Annotated in this window: 15 protein-coding genes and 1 tRNA gene; all 16 read left to right on the top strand. The window is 59.7% G+C overall.

What is annotated here, in order from left to right; translation table 11 throughout:
- Positions 1-24: 24 nt before the first annotated feature.
- The 16 genes from mraY (at position 25) to CP97_RS12000 (ending at position 17,632) form a co-directional block, all read left to right on the top strand.
- Positions 25-1,095, top strand: coding sequence for a phospho-N-acetylmuramoyl-pentapeptide-transferase (mraY, locus tag CP97_RS12075; protein WP_048886160.1), 1,071 nt, complete (start codon positions 25-27; stop codon positions 1,093-1,095).
- Positions 1,092-2,438, top strand: a complete 1,347-nt coding sequence (gene murD / locus CP97_RS12070) for a UDP-N-acetylmuramoyl-L-alanine--D-glutamate ligase (RefSeq protein ID WP_048886159.1) — start codon at positions 1,092-1,094, stop codon at positions 2,436-2,438. Before mraY ends, murD begins: the two co-directional genes overlap by 4 nt.
- The gene (locus CP97_RS12065) at positions 2,435-3,664 is read left to right on the top strand and encodes an FtsW/RodA/SpoVE family cell cycle protein (RefSeq protein WP_082863816.1); all 1,230 of its coding nucleotides are present in this window, start codon (positions 2,435-2,437) and stop codon (positions 3,662-3,664) included. The genes murD and CP97_RS12065 overlap by 4 nt, the downstream gene beginning before the upstream one ends.
- Positions 3,661-4,929 carry an undecaprenyldiphospho-muramoylpentapeptide beta-N-acetylglucosaminyltransferase gene (gene murG / locus CP97_RS12060; RefSeq protein ID WP_048886158.1) on the top strand — a complete coding sequence of 423 codons (1,269 nt, stop codon included), beginning with the start codon at positions 3,661-3,663 and terminating at the stop codon, positions 4,927-4,929. The genes CP97_RS12065 and murG overlap by 4 nt, the downstream gene beginning before the upstream one ends.
- Positions 4,926-6,350 carry a UDP-N-acetylmuramate--L-alanine ligase gene (gene murC / locus CP97_RS12055; protein ID WP_048886157.1) on the top strand — a complete coding sequence of 475 codons (1,425 nt, stop codon included), beginning with the start codon at positions 4,926-4,928 and terminating at the stop codon, positions 6,348-6,350. The genes murG and murC overlap by 4 nt, the downstream gene beginning before the upstream one ends.
- Before the next feature lie 2 nt (positions 6,351-6,352).
- The gene (gene murB, locus CP97_RS12050) at positions 6,353-7,312 is read left to right on the top strand and encodes a UDP-N-acetylmuramate dehydrogenase (protein WP_082863815.1); all 960 of its coding nucleotides are present in this window, start codon (positions 6,353-6,355) and stop codon (positions 7,310-7,312) included.
- Entirely contained in the window at positions 7,312-8,289 is a 978-nt protein-coding gene (locus CP97_RS12045) for a D-alanine--D-alanine ligase (protein WP_048886156.1), read from the top strand. The genes murB and CP97_RS12045 overlap by 1 nt, the downstream gene beginning before the upstream one ends.
- Positions 8,289-9,200: a cell division protein FtsQ/DivIB gene (locus CP97_RS12040; protein WP_048886155.1), complete on the top strand. Its 912-nt coding sequence runs from the start codon at positions 8,289-8,291 to the stop codon at positions 9,198-9,200. Before CP97_RS12045 ends, CP97_RS12040 begins: the two co-directional genes overlap by 1 nt.
- The gene (ftsA, locus tag CP97_RS12035; protein ID WP_048886154.1) at positions 9,200-10,495 is read left to right on the top strand and encodes a cell division protein FtsA; all 1,296 of its coding nucleotides are present in this window, start codon (positions 9,200-9,202) and stop codon (positions 10,493-10,495) included. The genes CP97_RS12040 and ftsA overlap by 1 nt, the downstream gene beginning before the upstream one ends.
- Before the next feature lie 108 nt (positions 10,496-10,603).
- Positions 10,604-12,292, top strand: a complete 1,689-nt coding sequence (gene ftsZ, locus CP97_RS12030; RefSeq protein WP_048886153.1) for a cell division protein FtsZ — start codon at positions 10,604-10,606, stop codon at positions 12,290-12,292.
- Between the two features lie 62 nt (positions 12,293-12,354).
- Positions 12,355-13,965, top strand: coding sequence for a tetratricopeptide repeat protein (locus CP97_RS12025; RefSeq protein ID WP_048886152.1), 1,611 nt, complete (start codon positions 12,355-12,357; stop codon positions 13,963-13,965).
- A gap of 169 nt (positions 13,966-14,134) precedes the next feature.
- Complete coding sequence (locus tag CP97_RS12020) at positions 14,135-14,641, top strand: type III secretion system chaperone family protein (RefSeq protein ID WP_048886151.1); 507 nt, start codon at positions 14,135-14,137, stop codon at positions 14,639-14,641.
- A gap of 10 nt (positions 14,642-14,651) precedes the next feature.
- Positions 14,652-15,452 carry a pyrroline-5-carboxylate reductase gene (proC, locus tag CP97_RS12015; protein WP_048886974.1) on the top strand — a complete coding sequence of 267 codons (801 nt, stop codon included), beginning with the start codon at positions 14,652-14,654 and terminating at the stop codon, positions 15,450-15,452.
- A 129-nt stretch (positions 15,453-15,581) separates the two neighbouring features.
- Positions 15,582-16,358, top strand: coding sequence for a Bax inhibitor-1/YccA family protein (locus tag CP97_RS12010; RefSeq protein ID WP_048886150.1), 777 nt, complete (start codon positions 15,582-15,584; stop codon positions 16,356-16,358).
- Between the two features lie 164 nt (positions 16,359-16,522).
- Complete coding sequence (locus CP97_RS12005; RefSeq protein WP_048886149.1) at positions 16,523-17,443, top strand: hypothetical protein; 921 nt, start codon at positions 16,523-16,525, stop codon at positions 17,441-17,443.
- Between the two features lie 113 nt (positions 17,444-17,556).
- Positions 17,557-17,632 (top strand) — tRNA-Ala (locus tag CP97_RS12000).
- Positions 17,633-17,706 lie beyond the last annotated feature (74 nt).

Below are 17,706 nucleotides of genomic sequence, written 5' to 3'. Positions count from 1 at the left end.
CAGTAAAGGCCGAAGCGCGCACCCATGTTCTATTTCCTCGCCGAACTGCTTGAATTTGAAGGGTTGTTGAACCTCGTCCGTTACCAGACCTTCAGGGCAGGTGCGGCGATGCTGACGGCATTGATCATCGGCCTGGTGATCGGCCCGCGCTTCATCAACATGCTGCGTGTGCGGCAGGGCAAGGGCCAGCCCATCCGCGCCGATGGCCCGCAAAGCCATCAGGCGAAGGTCGGCACGCCTACCATGGGCGGATTGATGATCCTGACCGCTCTCACCATTTCCATGCTGTTGTGGATGGACCTTGCCAGCCCGTTTGTCTGGGCCTGCCTCGCAGTGACGATGGGTTTTGGACTGATCGGCTTTCTCGATGATTACGACAAGGTTACAAAACGCAGCCATCACGGTGTTTCGGGTAAGGTTCGGCTGCTGGGTGAATTTGTCGTGGCGGGCATCGCCAGTTACCTGATCGTCAGCGAGATCAATACCAATCTCTACATTCCGTTTCTCTCCAACACCTCCATCCCGCTGGGCTGGTTCTATTATGTATTCGCCGCCTTTGTCATCGTGGGGGCAGGCAATGCGGTCAATTTGACCGATGGACTAGATGGCCTTGCCACCATGCCGGTGGTGATAGCGGCGGGCGCGTTCCTGCTGATCTGCTATTTGGTGGGGCGCGTCGACTTTTCCGAATATCTGGGCATTCCGCATGTGCCAGGCGCGGGTGAACTGGCGATCATGTGCGCTGCCATCATGGGTGGCGGGCTGGCCTTTCTGTGGTTCAACGCGCCGCCGGCGGCCGTCTTCATGGGTGATACCGGATCACTGGCGCTGGGCGGCGCGCTGGGAGCTATCGCTGTTGCCAGCCATCACGAAATCGTGTTGGCAATCGTAGGCGGCCTGTTCGTGCTGGAAGCGGTGAGCGTCATTATCCAGGTCTTCTGGTTCAAGCGGACAGGCAGACGGATTTTTCGCATGGCTCCGATCCACCATCATTTCGAACAGCTTGGCTGGAAGGAATCGACCGTGGTCGTTCGCTTCTGGATCATCGCCATTGTGCTTGCCGTCATCGGTCTTGCGACGTTGAAGCTGCGGTGATTACGGCGCGCGCCTTTGCCGGTAAACGCTATTGCGTGCTGGGACTGGCGCGGTCGGGCATGGCCGTGGCAGAATCGCTGCTTGCTAGTGGGGCAGAGCTCACCGCATGGGATCGCAGGGGTGAACCCAGGGAAATGCTGGCGTCCCGTGCCACCATAGCTGATCCGCTGGAAATTGATCTGACAGGATTTGAGGCCATCGTGGTATCGCCCGGTGTCCCGCTCAACAGCCACCCGCTGACAGAGAAGGCAGCGAGGGCGGGCGTTCCGATCATTGGCGATATCGAATTATTCGCGCAGGCGCGAACAGAGCTGCCCCCGCACAAGGTGATCGGCATCACCGGTACCAATGGCAAATCCACCACCACCGCTCTGGTCCATCACCTGCTGGAAACAGCGGGCGTCCCTGCGCGGATGGGCGGTAATATCGGTGTGCCCATATTGGGTGAGGCGCCGCTTGAGCGGGCCGATGATAACAATGGTGTCTATGTGCTGGAACTGTCCAGCTACCAGATCGACCTGACATTTTCACTCGCCTGCGATGCGGCAGCGTTGATTAATGTCACGCCCGACCATCTTGATCGCTACGCCAGTTTTGGCGCTTATTCCACGTCCAAGGCGCGACTGTTTGCAATGCAGGAGCCCGGCCAATTCGCCGTGTTCGGCTGTGACGATGCCCCTACCAGCGCAGCCCAGCAGGCAGAGGCTGCTCGGCGTGAACCGGGGCGGGCAATCTGCGTCGATGTGTCGACATGGGCCGATCATCAGGCGGAATGGCCCAGCTTGCAGGGGCCGCATAACTTACAGAACGCCACCATTGCAGCGGCGCTCGTGCAGGAAATCGGGCTAACGCGGGAAGATGTGCTGCGCGGTCTGGCCAGCTTTGGTGGCCTGCCACACCGGATGGAGCGTGTGGCGAACAGCAAGGGCATCCTTTTTATCAATGACAGCAAGGCGACCAACCCTGCTTCCACAGCCCCTGCGCTGGCGGCATTCCCGCCGGAAGGCGGACATCCGCGCATTCACTGGATTTGCGGTGGCCTGCCCAAGGAAGACAATCTCGAAGAATGCGCGCCATTTCTGGGCAATGTTGCCTGTGCCTATACCATCGGTGAAGCGGGCGCGATGTTTGCCGATATTCTGGGGCCGGCAGTCAAGGTAGAACGGTGCGAAATGATGGTCGAGGCGGTGCGCCGGGCGATTGAAGGCGCGCGCAGCGGTGATGTTGTCATGCTCAGCCCCGCATGCGCGAGTTTCGACCAGTTCCGCGATTATGAATCGCGTGGCGAAAGCTTCCGTGAAATCATCGCCGGATTTGGATTTGACGGGAAATCGGCGGCATGAGCGCGAGCCCGATCTTCATTCCACGACCCGGTGAACGTGGTCGCCACTCTGCTGGTCTACGCCACCGCACCGACTGGAAGCGGAATTTGCGCATTTGGTGGCGTGAAGTTGATCGCTGGCTGCTACTGTTCGTATTGCTATTGATGGTGACGGGCACGCTTGCGGTTGCCGCAGCATCGCCTGCCAGCGCGCGCCGCCTGTCCACAACCAGCGTTACCTTGCCGGATCTGTATTTCTTCTGGGCGCATGTGCGAATGCAGATATTGGGCCTGTGCGTGTTGATCGGCACGTCATTATTGCCTGTGGCCATGCTCCGCCGTGCCGCAATCGGACTGGCCGTATGCATGCTGATCGCCATGGTGCTGGTGCCGTTTATAGGAACAGAAGTAAACGGCGCTCGGCGGTGGCTGAATCTCGGTATATCGCTGCAACCCAGCGAATTTCTGAAGCCAGCCTTTGCCATGGTGATGGCATGGATCCTATCGTGGAAATTGCGCGATCCAGGCCTGCCGGTGATCGGCGTTTCGGCAAGTTTTCTGGGTCTTATCGTCGTCCTGCTGATGCTCCAGCCAAATCTTGGTGCGGCAATCCTGTTTATCGGCGCATGGTTCGTCATGGTAATGCTGGCGGGCCTGCCGTTGCAAAAAATTGGCATGATGACGGGCGGCGTGCTGGCGGCCTTGCTGGGTGCGTATCTGTTTTACGACAATGCTCGCAACCGCATCGATTCCTTCCTTGGCGGCCCGGCGGCCTATGATCACGTGGATCTTGCGGGTCGAACTTTGCAGGGCGGCGGCTGGACCGGCAGCGGTTTCTGGCTGGGCAGCAACAAGATGCGTCTGCCTGAAGCGCATACGGACTATATCTTTTCTGTAATCGGTGAGGAATTTGGCCTGTTGATCTGCGCCGCCGTGGTGTTGCTTTACCTTGCCATTATCCTGCGCGTGTTGGTGCGCATGGTGGAGGAAGACCGCTTGTTCATCATTCTGGCCGCCAGCGGTTTGATTGCGCTGTTCGGGGGGCAGGCCTTCATCAACATACTCGTCAATCTGCAACTCTTCCCCAGCAAGGGCATGACCCTGCCGCTGGTAAGCTATGGCGGATCATCCACGCTTGCTGTCTGCTTTACTGTCGGTCTTCTGCTGGCAGTTACGCGGCGCAACCCTTATCTCGACCGCGAGCCGTTCGATCTGAAGGCCTCGTTTGAGAAGGAAGATGTTCTATGACCGCTTCGTCACGCCACTTTGTGCTGGCTGCCGGGGGTACTGGCGGCCACCTGACTCCCGCCTTTGCGCTGGCGCATGAACTGGAACGGCGCGGTCATCATGTCGCCCTTGTCACCGATCAACGCGGCGCGGCTATCCCCGGCAAGCCTGACTTCCTGACGGCGCATGTTCTTCCTGCTGGCAGGTTCGGCAAGAACCCGCTGCGCTGGCTGGGCGGGCTGTTATCCGTCCTCAAGGGACGTTCAATGGCCAAGCGGCTGTATGAAACTTTCCAGCCCAGCGCAGTTGTAGGCTTTGGTGGCTATCCCGCCATGCCTGCGCTTTTGGGTGCAAGATCGCTGGGCATACCCACCGTAATTCATGAACAGAACGCCGTGCTGGGCCGGGTAAACCGCTTCTTCAGTGGCAGGGTGGATGCGATTGCCACGGCCTATCCGCAGGTGGACCGGCTCAACAGGAAGCATGGCGGCAAGGTCCATCTGGTCGGCAATCCCGTGCGTCCCGGTGTGCTGGCGCTGCGCGATGAACCGTTTCCCGCATTTACCGAAGACGGCCTGTTCCGCGTGCTTGTAACCGGCGGAAGTCAGGGCGCACGCGTGCTGTCTGCCGTGGTGCCTGATGCGCTCTCCATGCTGCCTACCGCCTTGCGCAGCCGCTTGCAGGTCACCCAGCAGTGCCGTGCAGAAGATATTGAGGCAGTGCGCAAACGATACGCCGATCATGATATTCCCGCCGATCTTGCCACCTATTTCGAGGATATGGCAGCAACGCTTGCCGATGCGCATCTGTTTATCGGCCGTGCCGGCGCATCGACCATTGCCGAACTCACCGCCGTAGGGCGGCCTGCGATCCTGATGCCATTGCCCATAGCCACAGACGATCACCAGAGCGCCAATGTCCGCGAGATGGTGGAAGCGGGCGGGGCACGTTCTATCCGCCAACCCATGTCAAGCGTGGCCGATCTTGATCATGCTGGCTTCAGCGACAGGGCCAATGCTGATCGCAAACGCCAGTCCGACGTGCTGCAAAAGCTCACCAAGGATATCAGTCGCCAAATACAGGCGATGGCGCAGCGCCCCGAAACGCTTGCCAATGCTGCGCATGCCGCGTGGAATTGCGGGCGGCCCAAGGCGGCAAGTGATCTGGCCGATCTGGTCGAAAGCTTTGGCGGGGCAGATGTTCAGGACGTGATCCGCGTGGGCGAACGCGAAAAATCGGCAAGTGCAACGGCAAAGGCCACAGCGACGCCGGGCATGGGCCGATGAAGGCAATCGGCACCGATATCGGGACGATCCATTTCGTTGGCATTGGCGGCATAGGCATGTCAGGGATTGCCGAAGTCATGCACAATCTTGGCTACCGTGTGCAGGGAAGTGATCTGGCAGAAAGCGCGCGGGTGCAGGCCTTGCGCGATTCCGGCATTGCCGTTTCCATCGGGCATGATGCGGCCAATCTGGGCGATGCTGCCGTGGTGGTCACATCCACCGCGGTTAAACGCACAAATCCCGAAGTGGCCGCTGCGCTTGAAGCGCGTGTCCCCGTGGTGCGCCGGGCTGAAATGCTGGCGGAGCTGATGAGGCTGAAACGCACCGTCGCGGTGGCGGGCACGCATGGCAAGACGACGACCACCAGCATGGTCGCTGCGCTGCTTGATGCAGGCGGCATTGATCCAACCGTCATCAATGGCGGGATCATTGAAAGCTACGGCTCCAACGCGCGGCTGGGCGATAGTGACTGGATGGTGGTGGAGGCCGATGAAAGCGACGGCAGCTTTCTGCGGCTGGATGGCACGATTGCGGTCGTCACCAATATCGATCCCGAACATCTCGATCATTACGGCAGTTTTGACGCTGTAAAGGATGCATTCGTCCAGTTTATCGAGAACGTGCCTTTCTATGGCGCGGCTGTGCTGTGCCTCGATCATGATGAAGTGCGCAATGTCATCGCCAAGGTGCGTGACAGGCGAGTGATCACCTATGGCTTTTCCTCCCATGCCGATGTGCGTGCCGAAAACGTCGCCCCTGATGGCGGTGTCACCCGGTTCGACGTGGTGCAGACGGGCAGGGATGGCAATGAAACGCGGATCGACGGCATCAAACTGCCCATGCCTGGCAGGCATAATGTGCAGAACGCCTGCGCTGCGATCGCCGTGGCGCTGGAAATGGGTTGCGCGCCTGACACTATCCGCACCGGTTTCAGCAAGTTTGGCGGCGTGCGGCGGCGCTTCACCCACACTGGCACAATCGCGCCGGACATTCGCGTGATCGACGATTATGCGCACCATCCGGTTGAAATTCGCGCCGTGCTTTCAGCGGCGCGCGATGCGGCAAGCGGGCGCGTGGTTGCCGTCGCGCAGCCGCATCGCTTTACCCGCCTGCGCGATTTGCTTGAGGATTTTCAGGGCGCATTCAGCGATGCGGATCTTATCTATGCTGCGCCCGTCTATCCTGCGGGGGAAGAGCCGATAGCGGGTGTTGACGAACATACGCTGGTTGCGGGTCTCAAGGCGCGCGGCCATCGCCATGCAGAGGCTGTGACCAATCCCGCGGATCTTGCGGAAAAGCTGGCAGGCGAGCTTGCGCCGGGCGACATGGTCGTGTGCCTTGGGGCGGGCGACATCACGAAATGGGCAGCCGGTCTCGCCGCCGATGTTGCAGAGCGGCGAACCGCGGAGGCGCAGGCGTAATCATGTCAATTCAACCGGGCGACAATCTGTATAGCGGGCAAGCCCCCGGCTCGCATGAAGAGCCGGGCGTAGGCGAGGTCGTCCTGGGCGGCATTCGCGGCGATCTCAAGAAGGATGCCTCGCTTGCCAAGCTGGTTTGGTTCAAGAGCGGCGGCGCGGCGGACTGGTTATTCGAACCCGCCGATATTGAAGATCTTACCGCATTCCTGTCCAGCCTTGAAAGAGGTACGCCGGTAATGGCGCTGGGGCTTGGTTCCAATCTCATTATTCGTGATGGCGGCGTTCCGGGTGTGGTCGTGCGGTTGGGCAAGGCCTTTTCAAGCATAGAGGTGAAGCGCGATCACGTGATCGAATGCGGCGGCGGTGCGCCAGGCATTCTGGTTGCGTCGAACGCGCGCGATGTCGGCATTGCTGGCCTGGAATTCCTTCGCGGCATCCCCGGCACCGTGGGCGGTTTTGTCCGCATGAATGGCGGTGCCTATGGCCGCGAAGTGGCCGACATTCTCGTCGATTGCGACGTGGTGATGCCCGATGGCACATATGTCACCATTCCTGCTTGCGATCTGGATTATTCCTACCGCCATTCGCGCCTGACCGATGGTGCTATCGTCGTGGCAGCGCGATTCAAGGGCGTCGCAGGCGATCCGAAGGAAATCGGCACGGAAATGGACCGTATCGCCGAAGAGCGCGAAAATTCGCAGCCTTTGCGCACCAAGACAGGCGGATCGACCTTCAAGAACCCTGAAGGCAATAAGGCGTGGAAGCTGGTTGACGAGGCCGGTTGCAGAGGCCTCACCCTGGGCGGAGCGCAGGTAAGTGAAAAGCACTGCAACTTCCTGATCAATACCGGTGAGGCGACCAGTTCGGATATAGAAGGGCTGGGCGAAGAAGTGCGCCGCCGCGTGGCTGAGAAAACCGGTATGGCGCTGGAATGGGAAATCAAGCGGGTGGGCCGCCCCTGATGGCCCGTCTGCAACCCCTGCATATCCTCGTCCTGATGGGCGGCTGGGCAAATGAACGGGAAGTCTCGCTCATGTCAGGCAATGGCGTGGCCGATGCACTGGAAAGCGCGGGCCACACGGTCACACGACTCGATATGGATCGCGACGTCGCGGCAAGGATCGCCGCCGCTGCGCCCGATGTCGTGTTCAATGCTCTGCACGGCGTTCCGGGCGAAGATGGCACGGTTCAGGGCATGCTCGATCTCATGGGCGTGCCATATACGCATTCGGGTCTGGCGACCTCGGTCGTCGCCATTGACAAGGAATTGACCAAGCAGGCGCTTGTCCCGCACGGCATTCCCATGCCCGGTGGACGGGTGGTGAAAAGCACAGAGCTGTTCAAGGCTGATCCCGTCGCGCGGCCCTATGTCCTCAAACCCGTGAATGAAGGCAGCAGCGTGGGCGTTGCCATCATTACCGATGAAGGCAATTACGGCAATCCCATCAGTGCGCAGGCCAAGGGCCCTTGGCAGGATTTTGAAAGCCTGCTGGCAGAACCTTATATCCGTGGCCGCGAATTGACGACGGCTGTCATTGATGAAGGCGGCAAGGCCCGCGCGCTGGGTGTGACAGAACTGATCATCGCGTCAGGTTTTTACGATTTTGAACATAAATATACCGAAGGGCAGACCACGCACGTCTTTCCCGCCGAGATTCCTGAAAACATTGCCGCATTGTGCCGCCGCTATGCCGAAGATGCACATCGCACACTGGGCTGTCGCGGCACTAGCCGGACAGATTTCCGCTGGGATGACGAGCGCGGCGAGGATGGCTTGTTCGTGCTTGAAACCAACACCCAGCCGGGCATGACCCCGCTTAGCCTGGTGCCCGAACAGGCGCGCTATTGCGATATCGCCTATCCCGATTTGTGCGAACTGATCGTGGAAGAGGCGCTGCATCACTTTGGCAAGCTGCCTAGCGGATCGGGGGCAGTCTGATGGCGCGCACCGTCACCCGCAAGACCAAGGGTGTGCGGCGGCAGGCCCGCGCGCAGGGTAACAGCAGGCGCGTCCAATCGGCGCGTAACAAGGGACAATCGCTGATCTGGCGCGTCCTTGGCATGCTGCCTTTCACCGAAGATCAATTGCACAAGGCCTTTACCTTCCTGATCCTGGCAGCAGGCGTGGCATTGGCGTTGTTTATCGCCAGCATAACCGGTGCGACCGCTATGGCATCTGACCGGTTTGCACAAATCGCATCCAATGCCGGTTTCCAAGTTGCCAACGTGCAGGTGACAGGCACGCAGCGCATGAATGAAATGACCGTTTACGAACGCGCTTTCGGCCAGCACGATCTGGCAATGACCCGCGTTGATCTGGATGGGCTGCGCGAAGAACTGCTGTTGCAGCCCTGGGTGAAGGATGCCCGCGTGTCCCGCCAGCTGCCATCCACGCTGATCGTTGATATCATAGAGCGAGAACCGCACGCCGTATTGCGCCGTCCAGACAGGCTGATGCTGATTGATCCTACAGGCGTTGAACTGGAACCGATCGGCCGCGATGGAGCAGAAGATTATTTGCTGATCGAAGGGCCGGGCGTACAGGACCGTGTAGAAGATTTAACCTCTCTGCTTGATGCCGTACCCGCCTTGCAGGCGCAGGTGAAGGCCGCAGAATGGGTCGGCAACCGGCGCTGGAACCTCACATTCGTGACCGATCAGCGGTTGGCGCTGCCCGAAGGCAAGGAAAGATCGGCTGCTGCGCTCATCAGCTTTGCGCAGGCGGATGGCGTCCATCGTCTGATCGGTGGGCAGGCAGTGTCATTCGATATGCGCAATGCGCCGCGCATGTATATGAATGTGCCGGGCCGTGCGCAGCAGCAGGAATTGGCATTGGGGGAAGACAGCTGATGGCGGGGCAGGAACATGTGGTGCGCCATATTGGTGCGGTGAATATCGGATCGTTTCGCGTGTCGGCGATGATCGCTGCATTGATGGAAAACGGCGAAGTTCAGGTTATCGGTAGCAGTCATCGCGCCAGCCAAGGCATATCGCGCGGCTTCGTGGTTGATATGGCGGCAGCCACCCACGCGGTGCACGATGCGCTGGACCGCGCAGAAAAATTTGCTGGCATGACCGTGGAAAACGTCTGGATCGGATGTTCGGGCGCTGGACTGACGAGCGAAATCCGTCCTGTCGAAATTTCTATTGGGGGGCGTCGGATAGAGGACGAGGATATCGAGGCGCTGCTGCTTGCGGCGCGCGATGCGCTGGAACCTGACGGCCGCTCTGTCCTGCATGCACAACCCGCCTGCTATTTTCTTGATGGCGCGCATGGCGTGGCCAATCCCAAAGGCCTTCATGCCGAGCGGCTGGGTGTCGATATCCACGTTATGCTGGCTGACGGCGCCCCGGTGCGCAATGTTACAGAAGCGGTGCAAAACGCCCATTTCGATGTCGAGGGTGTCGTGGCATCTCCGCTGGCTGCAGGTTTTGCCTGCCTTACGGCAGAGGAACGCGATCTGGGCGTGGCGATGGTGGAATTTGGCGGCGAAGTCACCAATGTCTCGGTCTATGCTGGCGGGATGCTTGTCGGACTGACCGCGATTGCGCGCGGTTCCAATGACATTACCGATGCGATTGCCTCTGCCTTTTCCATTCGCCGGTTCCAGGCTGAAAGGCTCAAATGCGTCAATGGTTCAGCCATTTCCAGCCCGACGGATCACCGTGAAATGATCCCCGTTACCGCGCCGGGCGAAGAAGGGCGCGGGCCTGTGGCGCGCGGGGCGGATGACCGGAACCAGGTGCCGCGTGCCGAATTGATCGGCGTGATTACTGGCGAACTGGATTTGATGATGCGTGAAGTGGGCAAGGCTCTTGAAGCGATGGGCTTTGCCGGCGGCAAGCCGGGTTCACGCGCGCGGCAAGTTGTGGTTACCGGTGGCGGCGCGGAATTGGCGGGTCTTGCCGATTATGCGCAGAGCACCCTTGGTGTGCCGGTCCGCATTGGCAAGCCATTGGCGCTCAAGGGCCTGCCAGAAGCCCATTCTGCTCCCGGTTTTGCCACCTTGGCGGGGCTGGTGCTTTATGCCGCAGAAGACCCGATCGATATCCGCTCGGTCGGATCGCGCTTCACCCACACGACCTCTTTTGGTCCTGTTGCAACGCTGTTGCGCGTCTGGACCGCGATGAAGGAATATTTTTGATCGTCACTTCATCTGTGGAAACTATTGTAAGCCTATTCACCCCGCGATTCGCTTTGTGGCAAGGTGGCCATCGAATGAACTGCAAGCTCTCCCCGGGAGAACACTACAATGAGTATTAATATCGGCCCGCCTTCCGTGGAAGAATTGCGCCCGCGCATCACTGTTATCGGCGTGGGCGGCGCGGGCGGCAACGCCATTGCAAACATGATCGAATCCGAGATCGAAGGTGTCGATTTCATCGTCGCCAATACCGATGCGCAGGCGCTCAACACCGCTACGGCAGAACATCGCATCCAGCTTGGCCCTGATATTACACAGGGCCTTGGTGCAGGCTCGCGACCCGAAGTTGGCCGCGCGGCAGCTGAAGAAACCACAGAAGATATCGAACGCGCGCTGGAAGGCGTGAACATGGTCTTCATTGCAGCTGGCATGGGCGGTGGCACCGGAACGGGCGCTGCGCCCGTCATCGCCAAGGTCGCCCGTGACAAGGGTATCCTGACCGTGGGCGTGGTGACAAAGCCATTCCTGTTCGAAGGCACGCGGCGCATGCGCTCTGCCGAAAACGGCATCGACGAGCTGCAAAAGAACGTCGATACGCTGATCGTGATCCCCAACCAGAATTTGTTTCTGGTGGCCAAGGCCGATACCACTTTCAAGGAAGCATTCCTGCTGGCGGACGAAGTCCTGCAACAGGGCGTCCGTTCGATTACCGATCTGATGGTAATGCCGGGCCTCATCAATCTCGATTTTGCCGACGTGCGTTCTGTCATGGGTGAAATGGGCAAGGCAATGATGGGCACCGGCGAAGGCGATGGCGACAACCGCGCCCTCGAAGCTGCTGAACGGGCCATCGCCAATCCGCTGCTTGATGGCGTATCCATGCAGGGCGCCAAGGGTGTCATCATCTCCATCATTGGGGGTGAAGACATGAAGCTGCTCGAGGTGGACGAGGCCGCCAATCACATTCGCGAACTGGTTGACCCCGAAGCCAACATCATCTGGGGCAGCGCCTTCAATCCAGATCTGGACGGCAAAATCCGCGTTTCTGTCGTGGCGACAGGGATTGACCAATCGGCTGAATATCCCAGCGAAACGTCGCGTCCGCTGGACCTGTCGTCTGCGCGCGGCCCCTCGCGGCCGGCCATTCCCATTCCCGCAGAAGACGATTTGTCGAATGACGATGCCGACGATGATTCGCTCGATCTGGGCACGATGGAAGAGGTCGGGGATGAAGGCGAGCCCGACTTTTCCGGCGGTGAAGGCAATCAGCATGAGGATTCGCTGACCGAGGCAAGTGATGACAGCGGTTTTGGCCGTCAGTCCGATGATGGCTATGCGCCCGGCAATGCAGAAGACAGTTCGGACGGAACTTTCAATCTCACTGCCGATGCCGAAGCCAATGATGAATCCACGTCGGGGGCCGGAGAGCAAACCGAGATTGACCCGGATGATGGCAATGATGAACTTTTGCTCGACGCAAGTCGTGTTGAAGAGCCGGAAGATATTGTGGAGCCGGGTACTGGTGGCAGGCGTGCTCGCATGCTTGGTGCGGCCAGTTCCCGTGACGAGGGTGATGGTGATGGTGATGGTGATGCTGGCGAGGCTGCCGGCTCAGCAGAGGCTGCGCCTGCCCCCGCTGCGGCGCCCTCTTCGGGCAGCACACTGTTTGAACGCATGGCCAACCTTTCCCGCCAGGGCAAAGGTAGTGATGGTGATAGCGACGAGGATGATGACGACGATGATGATGGTGGTGCAATGCGTATGCCACGCTTCCTCGGACGTCAGAACAACCAGTAATTCGCACCGGGCAACGCATTCATTCTCGCCCGGTTCAGCCAGGCAGGTATAGGGCGCGATCAATGAACTGGTCGCGCCTTCCTGTCCGTATCGCTTCTGCTCCATTTGCCGCTGTCGCATTGGCGGCGCTGGTGGTGCCTTTCCATCATATGCCTGTTTCAGCACAGGAAGTTGTACAGCAACTCCCTAATCCTGCGTCGGAAGATTTGAGCGGTGCCTTGCGCCGCTTGTCGCGAAATCCGGATAATCTTCGAGCGCTGGTCGATGCGGGGATTGCATCGCTTGAACTTGGCGACGTGGACGCGGCGCTGGCATTCCTCCGCCGGGCACAGAATAGAGATCCCGAAGATGGCCGGATGCTTGCCGCACTGGCACGGGTGGCGGTACTGCGGGGCGAGGGCGTTGCAGCGGTCCAGCTGTTCGACAATGCCGATGCGGCTGGCGCTTCGCTTAGCGCGGTCACTGCGGATCGCGCACTGGCCTATGATCTTGTCGGCGATAATGCCCGCGCCCAGCGATTGTATCGACAGGCGCTTGCACGCGAAGCCGATGACGCAGTGACACAGCGGCTCGCGCTTTCCTACGCCATATCGGGCGACGCAGCAGCATCAGAAACGACCCTGCTGCCATTATTGCAGCGACAGGACCGCAGCGCTTATCGCAGCCGTGCCTTTGCGCTCGCTATATTGGGGCGCGAAGAAGAAGCTGTCGCCATCGCTGAAACAATGTTGCCAGCCCGCATTTCAGGACGGCTGGCACCCTATCTGCGCTATATGCCGCGGCTGACTTCTGCGCAGCAGGCGGCAGCTGCAAATCTTGGTCGCTTTCCAGCCGCATCGCAGATCGGACAGGACAGTGCGGAAATTACCGCATTGGCGCAGGCGGACGCAGCTGACGCGGTGCAGCCCGTTTCAGGTTCTGCCGCACGAAGGGGCGCATCATCTGCTGCTGCGAGCGACAGGTTGACGCCGCGCGGGCCTCCGCTTGGTCGCACGGACAGCTTGGCGCAGGCAAGCACGGGCGAATTACCACCGGCGCAGACCCCTGCAAATGTATCGCCTGAGCCAGAGGCGCGCCCGTCCTTTTCGGTGGCAGAGCCTGAACCCGTGCAACAAGCTGTTGCGAAGCAAGTTGTCCAGCAGGTTGCTTCAACACCTCCACCGCAGCAGGCGGCCCAACCTACCCTGACCACAACGGCTGCGACTGAACCCGCATCGGCTCAACCTGCACCAACCCAAGCTTCACCAATTGTCCAGCAAATCACGCTCGCGCAGGAATTTGCGGATTTCGTGTTGCCGGGCGATGGATTGCCTGTCGCTGCATCGGCGGGCGCGGTGGACGTTACCACGATAGAGCCAGCGCGGCCGGAGCCGGTGCCCGCTCCACCGCCACCTCCACCCGCGCATCCAAGCCGCCATTGGGTGCAAATTGCTACGGGACAGGATATTTCGGCTTTCCGTTTCGATTGGAGGCGGATCGTGCGCAATGCAGAAGGATTGCTGGATGATCGCGAAGCCTATACCGCGCCGTGGAACCAGACGAACCGGCTTGTCACAGGCCCCTTCGATTCGCAGAGCGCGGCACAGGATTTCGTCACGCAACTGGCCGAAAAGGGCGTCAGCGCCTTTCGTTTTACCAGTTCTGCTGGCGAGGAAGTGCGTGAAATCGACTGATCCCGCGCGGCGCGGGCCAATGGGGCTCACCCTCGGCAGAGAAGGTTTTGTGCACATCTTGTAAACAGGCGAGATGAGTTTTGCCCGACCGTTTCGGCCCGGCCGATTGCACGAAACATGGCTGCCATCGCATTAAGCATGCCATGACATTTTCAGATTGCAGCACTCGATGAACACCGATCGCGCCATGCTTGAACAAGCCGATGATGCGGCTCCTGTAGAAATGCTCGCCGCGCTGTTTGAAGCGCGCGGCTGGGCCTACCAACATGTGTCCGAGGACGAAGTTTCTGTCGAAATCCCAGGAAGTTGGACAACATATCAACTTCGCGCCATCTGGCGCCGGGAGGATCATGTCCTGCAATTGCTGTGCCTACCCGAAGTGCGCGTCGGTGATGACAAGCGGACTACTGCTTATGAATTGCTGGCGATGATCAATGAACAGCTTTGGCTGGGGCATTTCGATATCTGGACGCAGGGCGGCATGCTGCTTTACCGTCACGGCCTGATGCTGGGAGATGACGGAATGTTGAGCATCGATATGGCGCAGCTTGCTATAGAATCCGCCGTGTCGGAATGTGACCGGTTCTATCCTGCCTTCCAGTTCTTGCTGTGGGGCGACAAGGGCCCGCGTGAGGCGCTCGACGCTGCGCTGGTCGATGCGGTGGGAGAAGCGTAAGCACGCGCCGATGACTTACGAATCGATATTGATCGTCGGCTGCGGCAATATGGCAGGTGCCATGCTTGAAGGCTGGCTCGCCGCCGGCTTGCCGAAAGCCCGTTTCACCGTTGTAACTCCCACGCGCGAAAGCGTGCCGGGCGATGTGGAACTGTTGCGCGAAGTTCCCGAAGGCCGGCATTTCGATGCCGTGCTGCTGGGGTTCAAGCCCTATATGCTTGGTGACATTGCGCCGATTCTCCAAGGTGTTGCAGGAGCGGATACGGTCGTTCTATCGGTTCTGGCCGGGGTCCAGCTGGACACTTTGCGCGAACGGTTCTCGCAAGCGCGCGCTGTTGTACGGGTCATGCCCAATCTGGCCTGCGCGCTCGGCAAATCGCCCGTGGCATTGGCCGAAAGCGGGCTGGACGAAGCCGGCCGCGATGCGCTGTATGCCTTTATCGAACATCTCGGCACGCCCGCTTGGGTGGGGGAAGACCGTTTCGACCTAGTCACCGCACTTGCGGGCAGCGGGCCGGCTTTCGTCTATCGCTTCATCGACGCGCTGGGTGCGGCTGCTGTGCGGCTCGGCCTTTCCGAAGATCAGGCGCGCGAACTGGCGGTTGCCATGACCGAAGGCGCGGCCACCTTGGCAGCGCGCTCAGAGCATACGCCGGGCCGTCTTGCCGATATGGTCGCCAGCCCCGGCGGTGTGACGCGCAAGGGCATGGATGTGCTCGACGAAGACGAGGCATTGACGCAACTTATGACCAAAACCTTGCGAGCAGCGCGAGATCGCAGTGCCGAAATGGCAAAGGAAGCGCGCGATTAGGCGCTTTTGAAGGTTAACCGCAGACAACGTGGATTACGCGCGGTTTCCCTTGAAAAACGTTCACTTTATGCCGATATTGTGATCATTCCGGTCCATTCGTGGAGACCGGGCAAAGGAGTTTGTGAAAACATGGCAAATTGGAACGACAACCGTACGAGCCAGAGCGGCCTCGGTGTGTCGCCGAGCCAGACGGGTGATGTCGCTGGCCGTACGACCTTCGACGCGGGCCTGCGCAAGCACATGCTTTCGATCTACAATTACATGGCATCGGGCATCTTGCTGACAGGTATCGTTGCGCTGCTGACAGCGCGCTCGGGCCTGGCGATCCAGTTCGCGCAGGGGCCGATGATGTGGCTGGTGGCACTGTCGCCGCTCGCTATCGTCTTTGCGATGAGCTTCGGGCGGGACAAGTTCTCAACCACGACATTGCAGGGCCTGTTCTGGGGCTTTGCGGTTCTCATGGGACTTTCGCTCTCGACGATCTTCCTCGTTTATACGGGCGGCTCTATCGCGGCGACGTTCTTCGCCACGTCAGGCGCATTTGCTGGTCTAAGCCTGTTTGGCTACACCACGCAGAAGGATCTTTCGGGCTGGGGCAGCTTCCTCATCATGGGCGTGATCGGTTTGATCATTGCCAGCGTCATCAACATGTTCCTTCAGTCAGAAGCGCTGATGTGGGCGGTTAGCTTCATCGGTGTGCTCGTTTTCGCAGGTCTCACTGCCTACGATACGCAGCGCCTGAAAAAGGAATACATGATGATCCAGCAGATGAAGATGACCAATCCCACGATGGCTGCCGCTTTTCCGATGGGCAAGATGGTGGTGATGGGCGCGCTCAGCCTTTATCTCGATTTCATCAATATGTTCCTGTTCCTGCTGCGCTTTATGGGTGCCGCACGCGAATAGGTCTGCGCCTTGCGGCCCGCTTGGTCGCACGCAGGATTCGTTTGAACGTGCCCGGAGTGCATATGTGCATTCCGGGCATTTTCTTTGTTGAATCACCGCTGTAGTCAGGACCGCTTAAGGCAGGGGCGTGTCAGATCGCTCCATTGAGAGGACCCAAGCCAGATATGAACCGCCACAAGCCCAATCGGTCGCCGATTACCATCACCAAGATTGCCAAGCGCACTGTCGCGGCCGGTGCCGCGGCGATGCTGCTTTCTGCTTGCGCGACACCTCCTCCGCCTCCGCCGCCACCCCCGCCTCCACCTCCGGTGGCCGAGGCTGTGCCCTACCGCCCCGTTCCGCCCCCGCAGGCTGCGTATCAGATGGACATTCCTGTCAAGGATGCGGCCGGCAATCGTACAACGATCAATTCATTCCTCAGCGAGGATGAGGCGACTTGGCATTTCCGTTCCGGCTGGAACGTTGCTGCACTTAACTGCACCCGCGATGTGCACCAGCCCATCCTTGATGCCTATGCGCAGATGTTACAGCAGGAATCGAGCCTGCTTGCCGGAGTGAATACCCGGTTGGACGCGCGGTATCGGCAGCAAGCTGGCGGGGACCGCCGGCAGGCTATCCGCACGCGTGAGACGCATTCGACGGAACTCTACAACTATTTTACCTCGCCACCCGTGCGCGGGGATTTCTGCAATACGGCGCTGGCGATTTCCAATGAATATCTCACCGCGCGTCCGGACAATTTCCCCACCTTCGCAATCAGCGGCTTGCAACGCTATGAAATAGCCTTTGATCGCTTTTATGAGCGGTATGAAGCTTACCAGCTTGCATCGGCAGAGTGGGATGCGCGCTGGGGCAGCCGATTTGGCCGCTCGCAGCCGGGTTGGGTGGCGATCTATGGCTCTTTGCCGCAGCAGCAGGACGCCGGGGTCATAGGTGTGGGCCAGATGCCGAGTGATCCGGTGAGAGTTCCCGATACTGATACCGGCGTGGGCGTCCCTGTCATCCCCGTGGATGAGACGAATTCCAGCACCCCGGTCGTCCAGCCTTTCCCTGACGACAGCATCAGATCGACCCCGTCTGAATAGCAATCCTGCAATGGTTGGGTGCCAATTGCCGCTTTCAAATGCGATGATTGACCGTTATTAGGCGCTTCGTTGTCGCATGGCATGTAGCCGTGTTGCGCGGGCGATACTGGAACGGGGCCGTAGCTCAGTTGGGAGAGCGCGTCGTTCGCAATGACGAGGTCAGCGGTTCGATTCCGCTCGGCTCCACCAGTGTTCTTCCTCCCCTTCGGGCTTGCAGCGCGCTTGTGGCGACACGATCTTGTGGCTAACAGCAGGGCTCATGC

Origin of the sequence: Aurantiacibacter atlanticus (genome assembly GCF_001077815.2) — a bacterium.
In the GTDB taxonomy this organism is placed as follows: domain Bacteria; phylum Pseudomonadota; class Alphaproteobacteria; order Sphingomonadales; family Sphingomonadaceae; genus Alteraurantiacibacter; species Alteraurantiacibacter atlanticus.
Note: the sequence above shows the minus strand (reverse complement) of the source record. Positions and strands in the feature narration are given on the sequence as shown.

Excerpts from the sequence above, each read along its gene's own strand:
- murB (WP_082863815.1), top strand. The coding sequence starts at position 6,353 with ATGTCAATTCAACCGGGCGACAATCTGTATAGCGGGCAAGCCCCCGGC.
- CP97_RS12025 (WP_048886152.1), top strand. The coding sequence starts at position 12,355 with ATGAACTGGTCGCGCCTTCCTGTCCGTATCGCTTCTGCTCCATTTGCC.
- proC (WP_048886974.1), top strand. The coding sequence starts at position 14,652 with ATGACTTACGAATCGATATTGATCGTCGGCTGCGGCAATATGGCAGGT.
- CP97_RS12040 (WP_048886155.1), top strand. The coding sequence starts at position 8,289 with ATGGCGCGCACCGTCACCCGCAAGACCAAGGGTGTGCGGCGGCAGGCC.
- CP97_RS12020 (WP_048886151.1), top strand. The coding sequence starts at position 14,135 with ATGAACACCGATCGCGCCATGCTTGAACAAGCCGATGATGCGGCTCCT.
- CP97_RS12065 (WP_082863816.1), top strand. The coding sequence starts at position 2,435 with ATGAGCGCGAGCCCGATCTTCATTCCACGACCCGGTGAACGTGGTCGC.
- CP97_RS12005 (WP_048886149.1), top strand. The coding sequence starts at position 16,523 with ATGAACCGCCACAAGCCCAATCGGTCGCCGATTACCATCACCAAGATT.
- ftsA (WP_048886154.1), top strand. The coding sequence starts at position 9,200 with ATGGCGGGGCAGGAACATGTGGTGCGCCATATTGGTGCGGTGAATATC.
- CP97_RS12010 (WP_048886150.1), top strand. The coding sequence starts at position 15,582 with ATGGCAAATTGGAACGACAACCGTACGAGCCAGAGCGGCCTCGGTGTG.
- CP97_RS12045 (WP_048886156.1), top strand. The coding sequence starts at position 7,312 with ATGGCCCGTCTGCAACCCCTGCATATCCTCGTCCTGATGGGCGGCTGG.
- ftsZ (WP_048886153.1), top strand. The coding sequence starts at position 10,604 with ATGAGTATTAATATCGGCCCGCCTTCCGTGGAAGAATTGCGCCCGCGC.
- murG (WP_048886158.1), top strand. The coding sequence starts at position 3,661 with ATGACCGCTTCGTCACGCCACTTTGTGCTGGCTGCCGGGGGTACTGGC.
- mraY (WP_048886160.1), top strand. The coding sequence starts at position 25 with ATGTTCTATTTCCTCGCCGAACTGCTTGAATTTGAAGGGTTGTTGAAC.
- murC (WP_048886157.1), top strand. The coding sequence starts at position 4,926 with ATGAAGGCAATCGGCACCGATATCGGGACGATCCATTTCGTTGGCATT.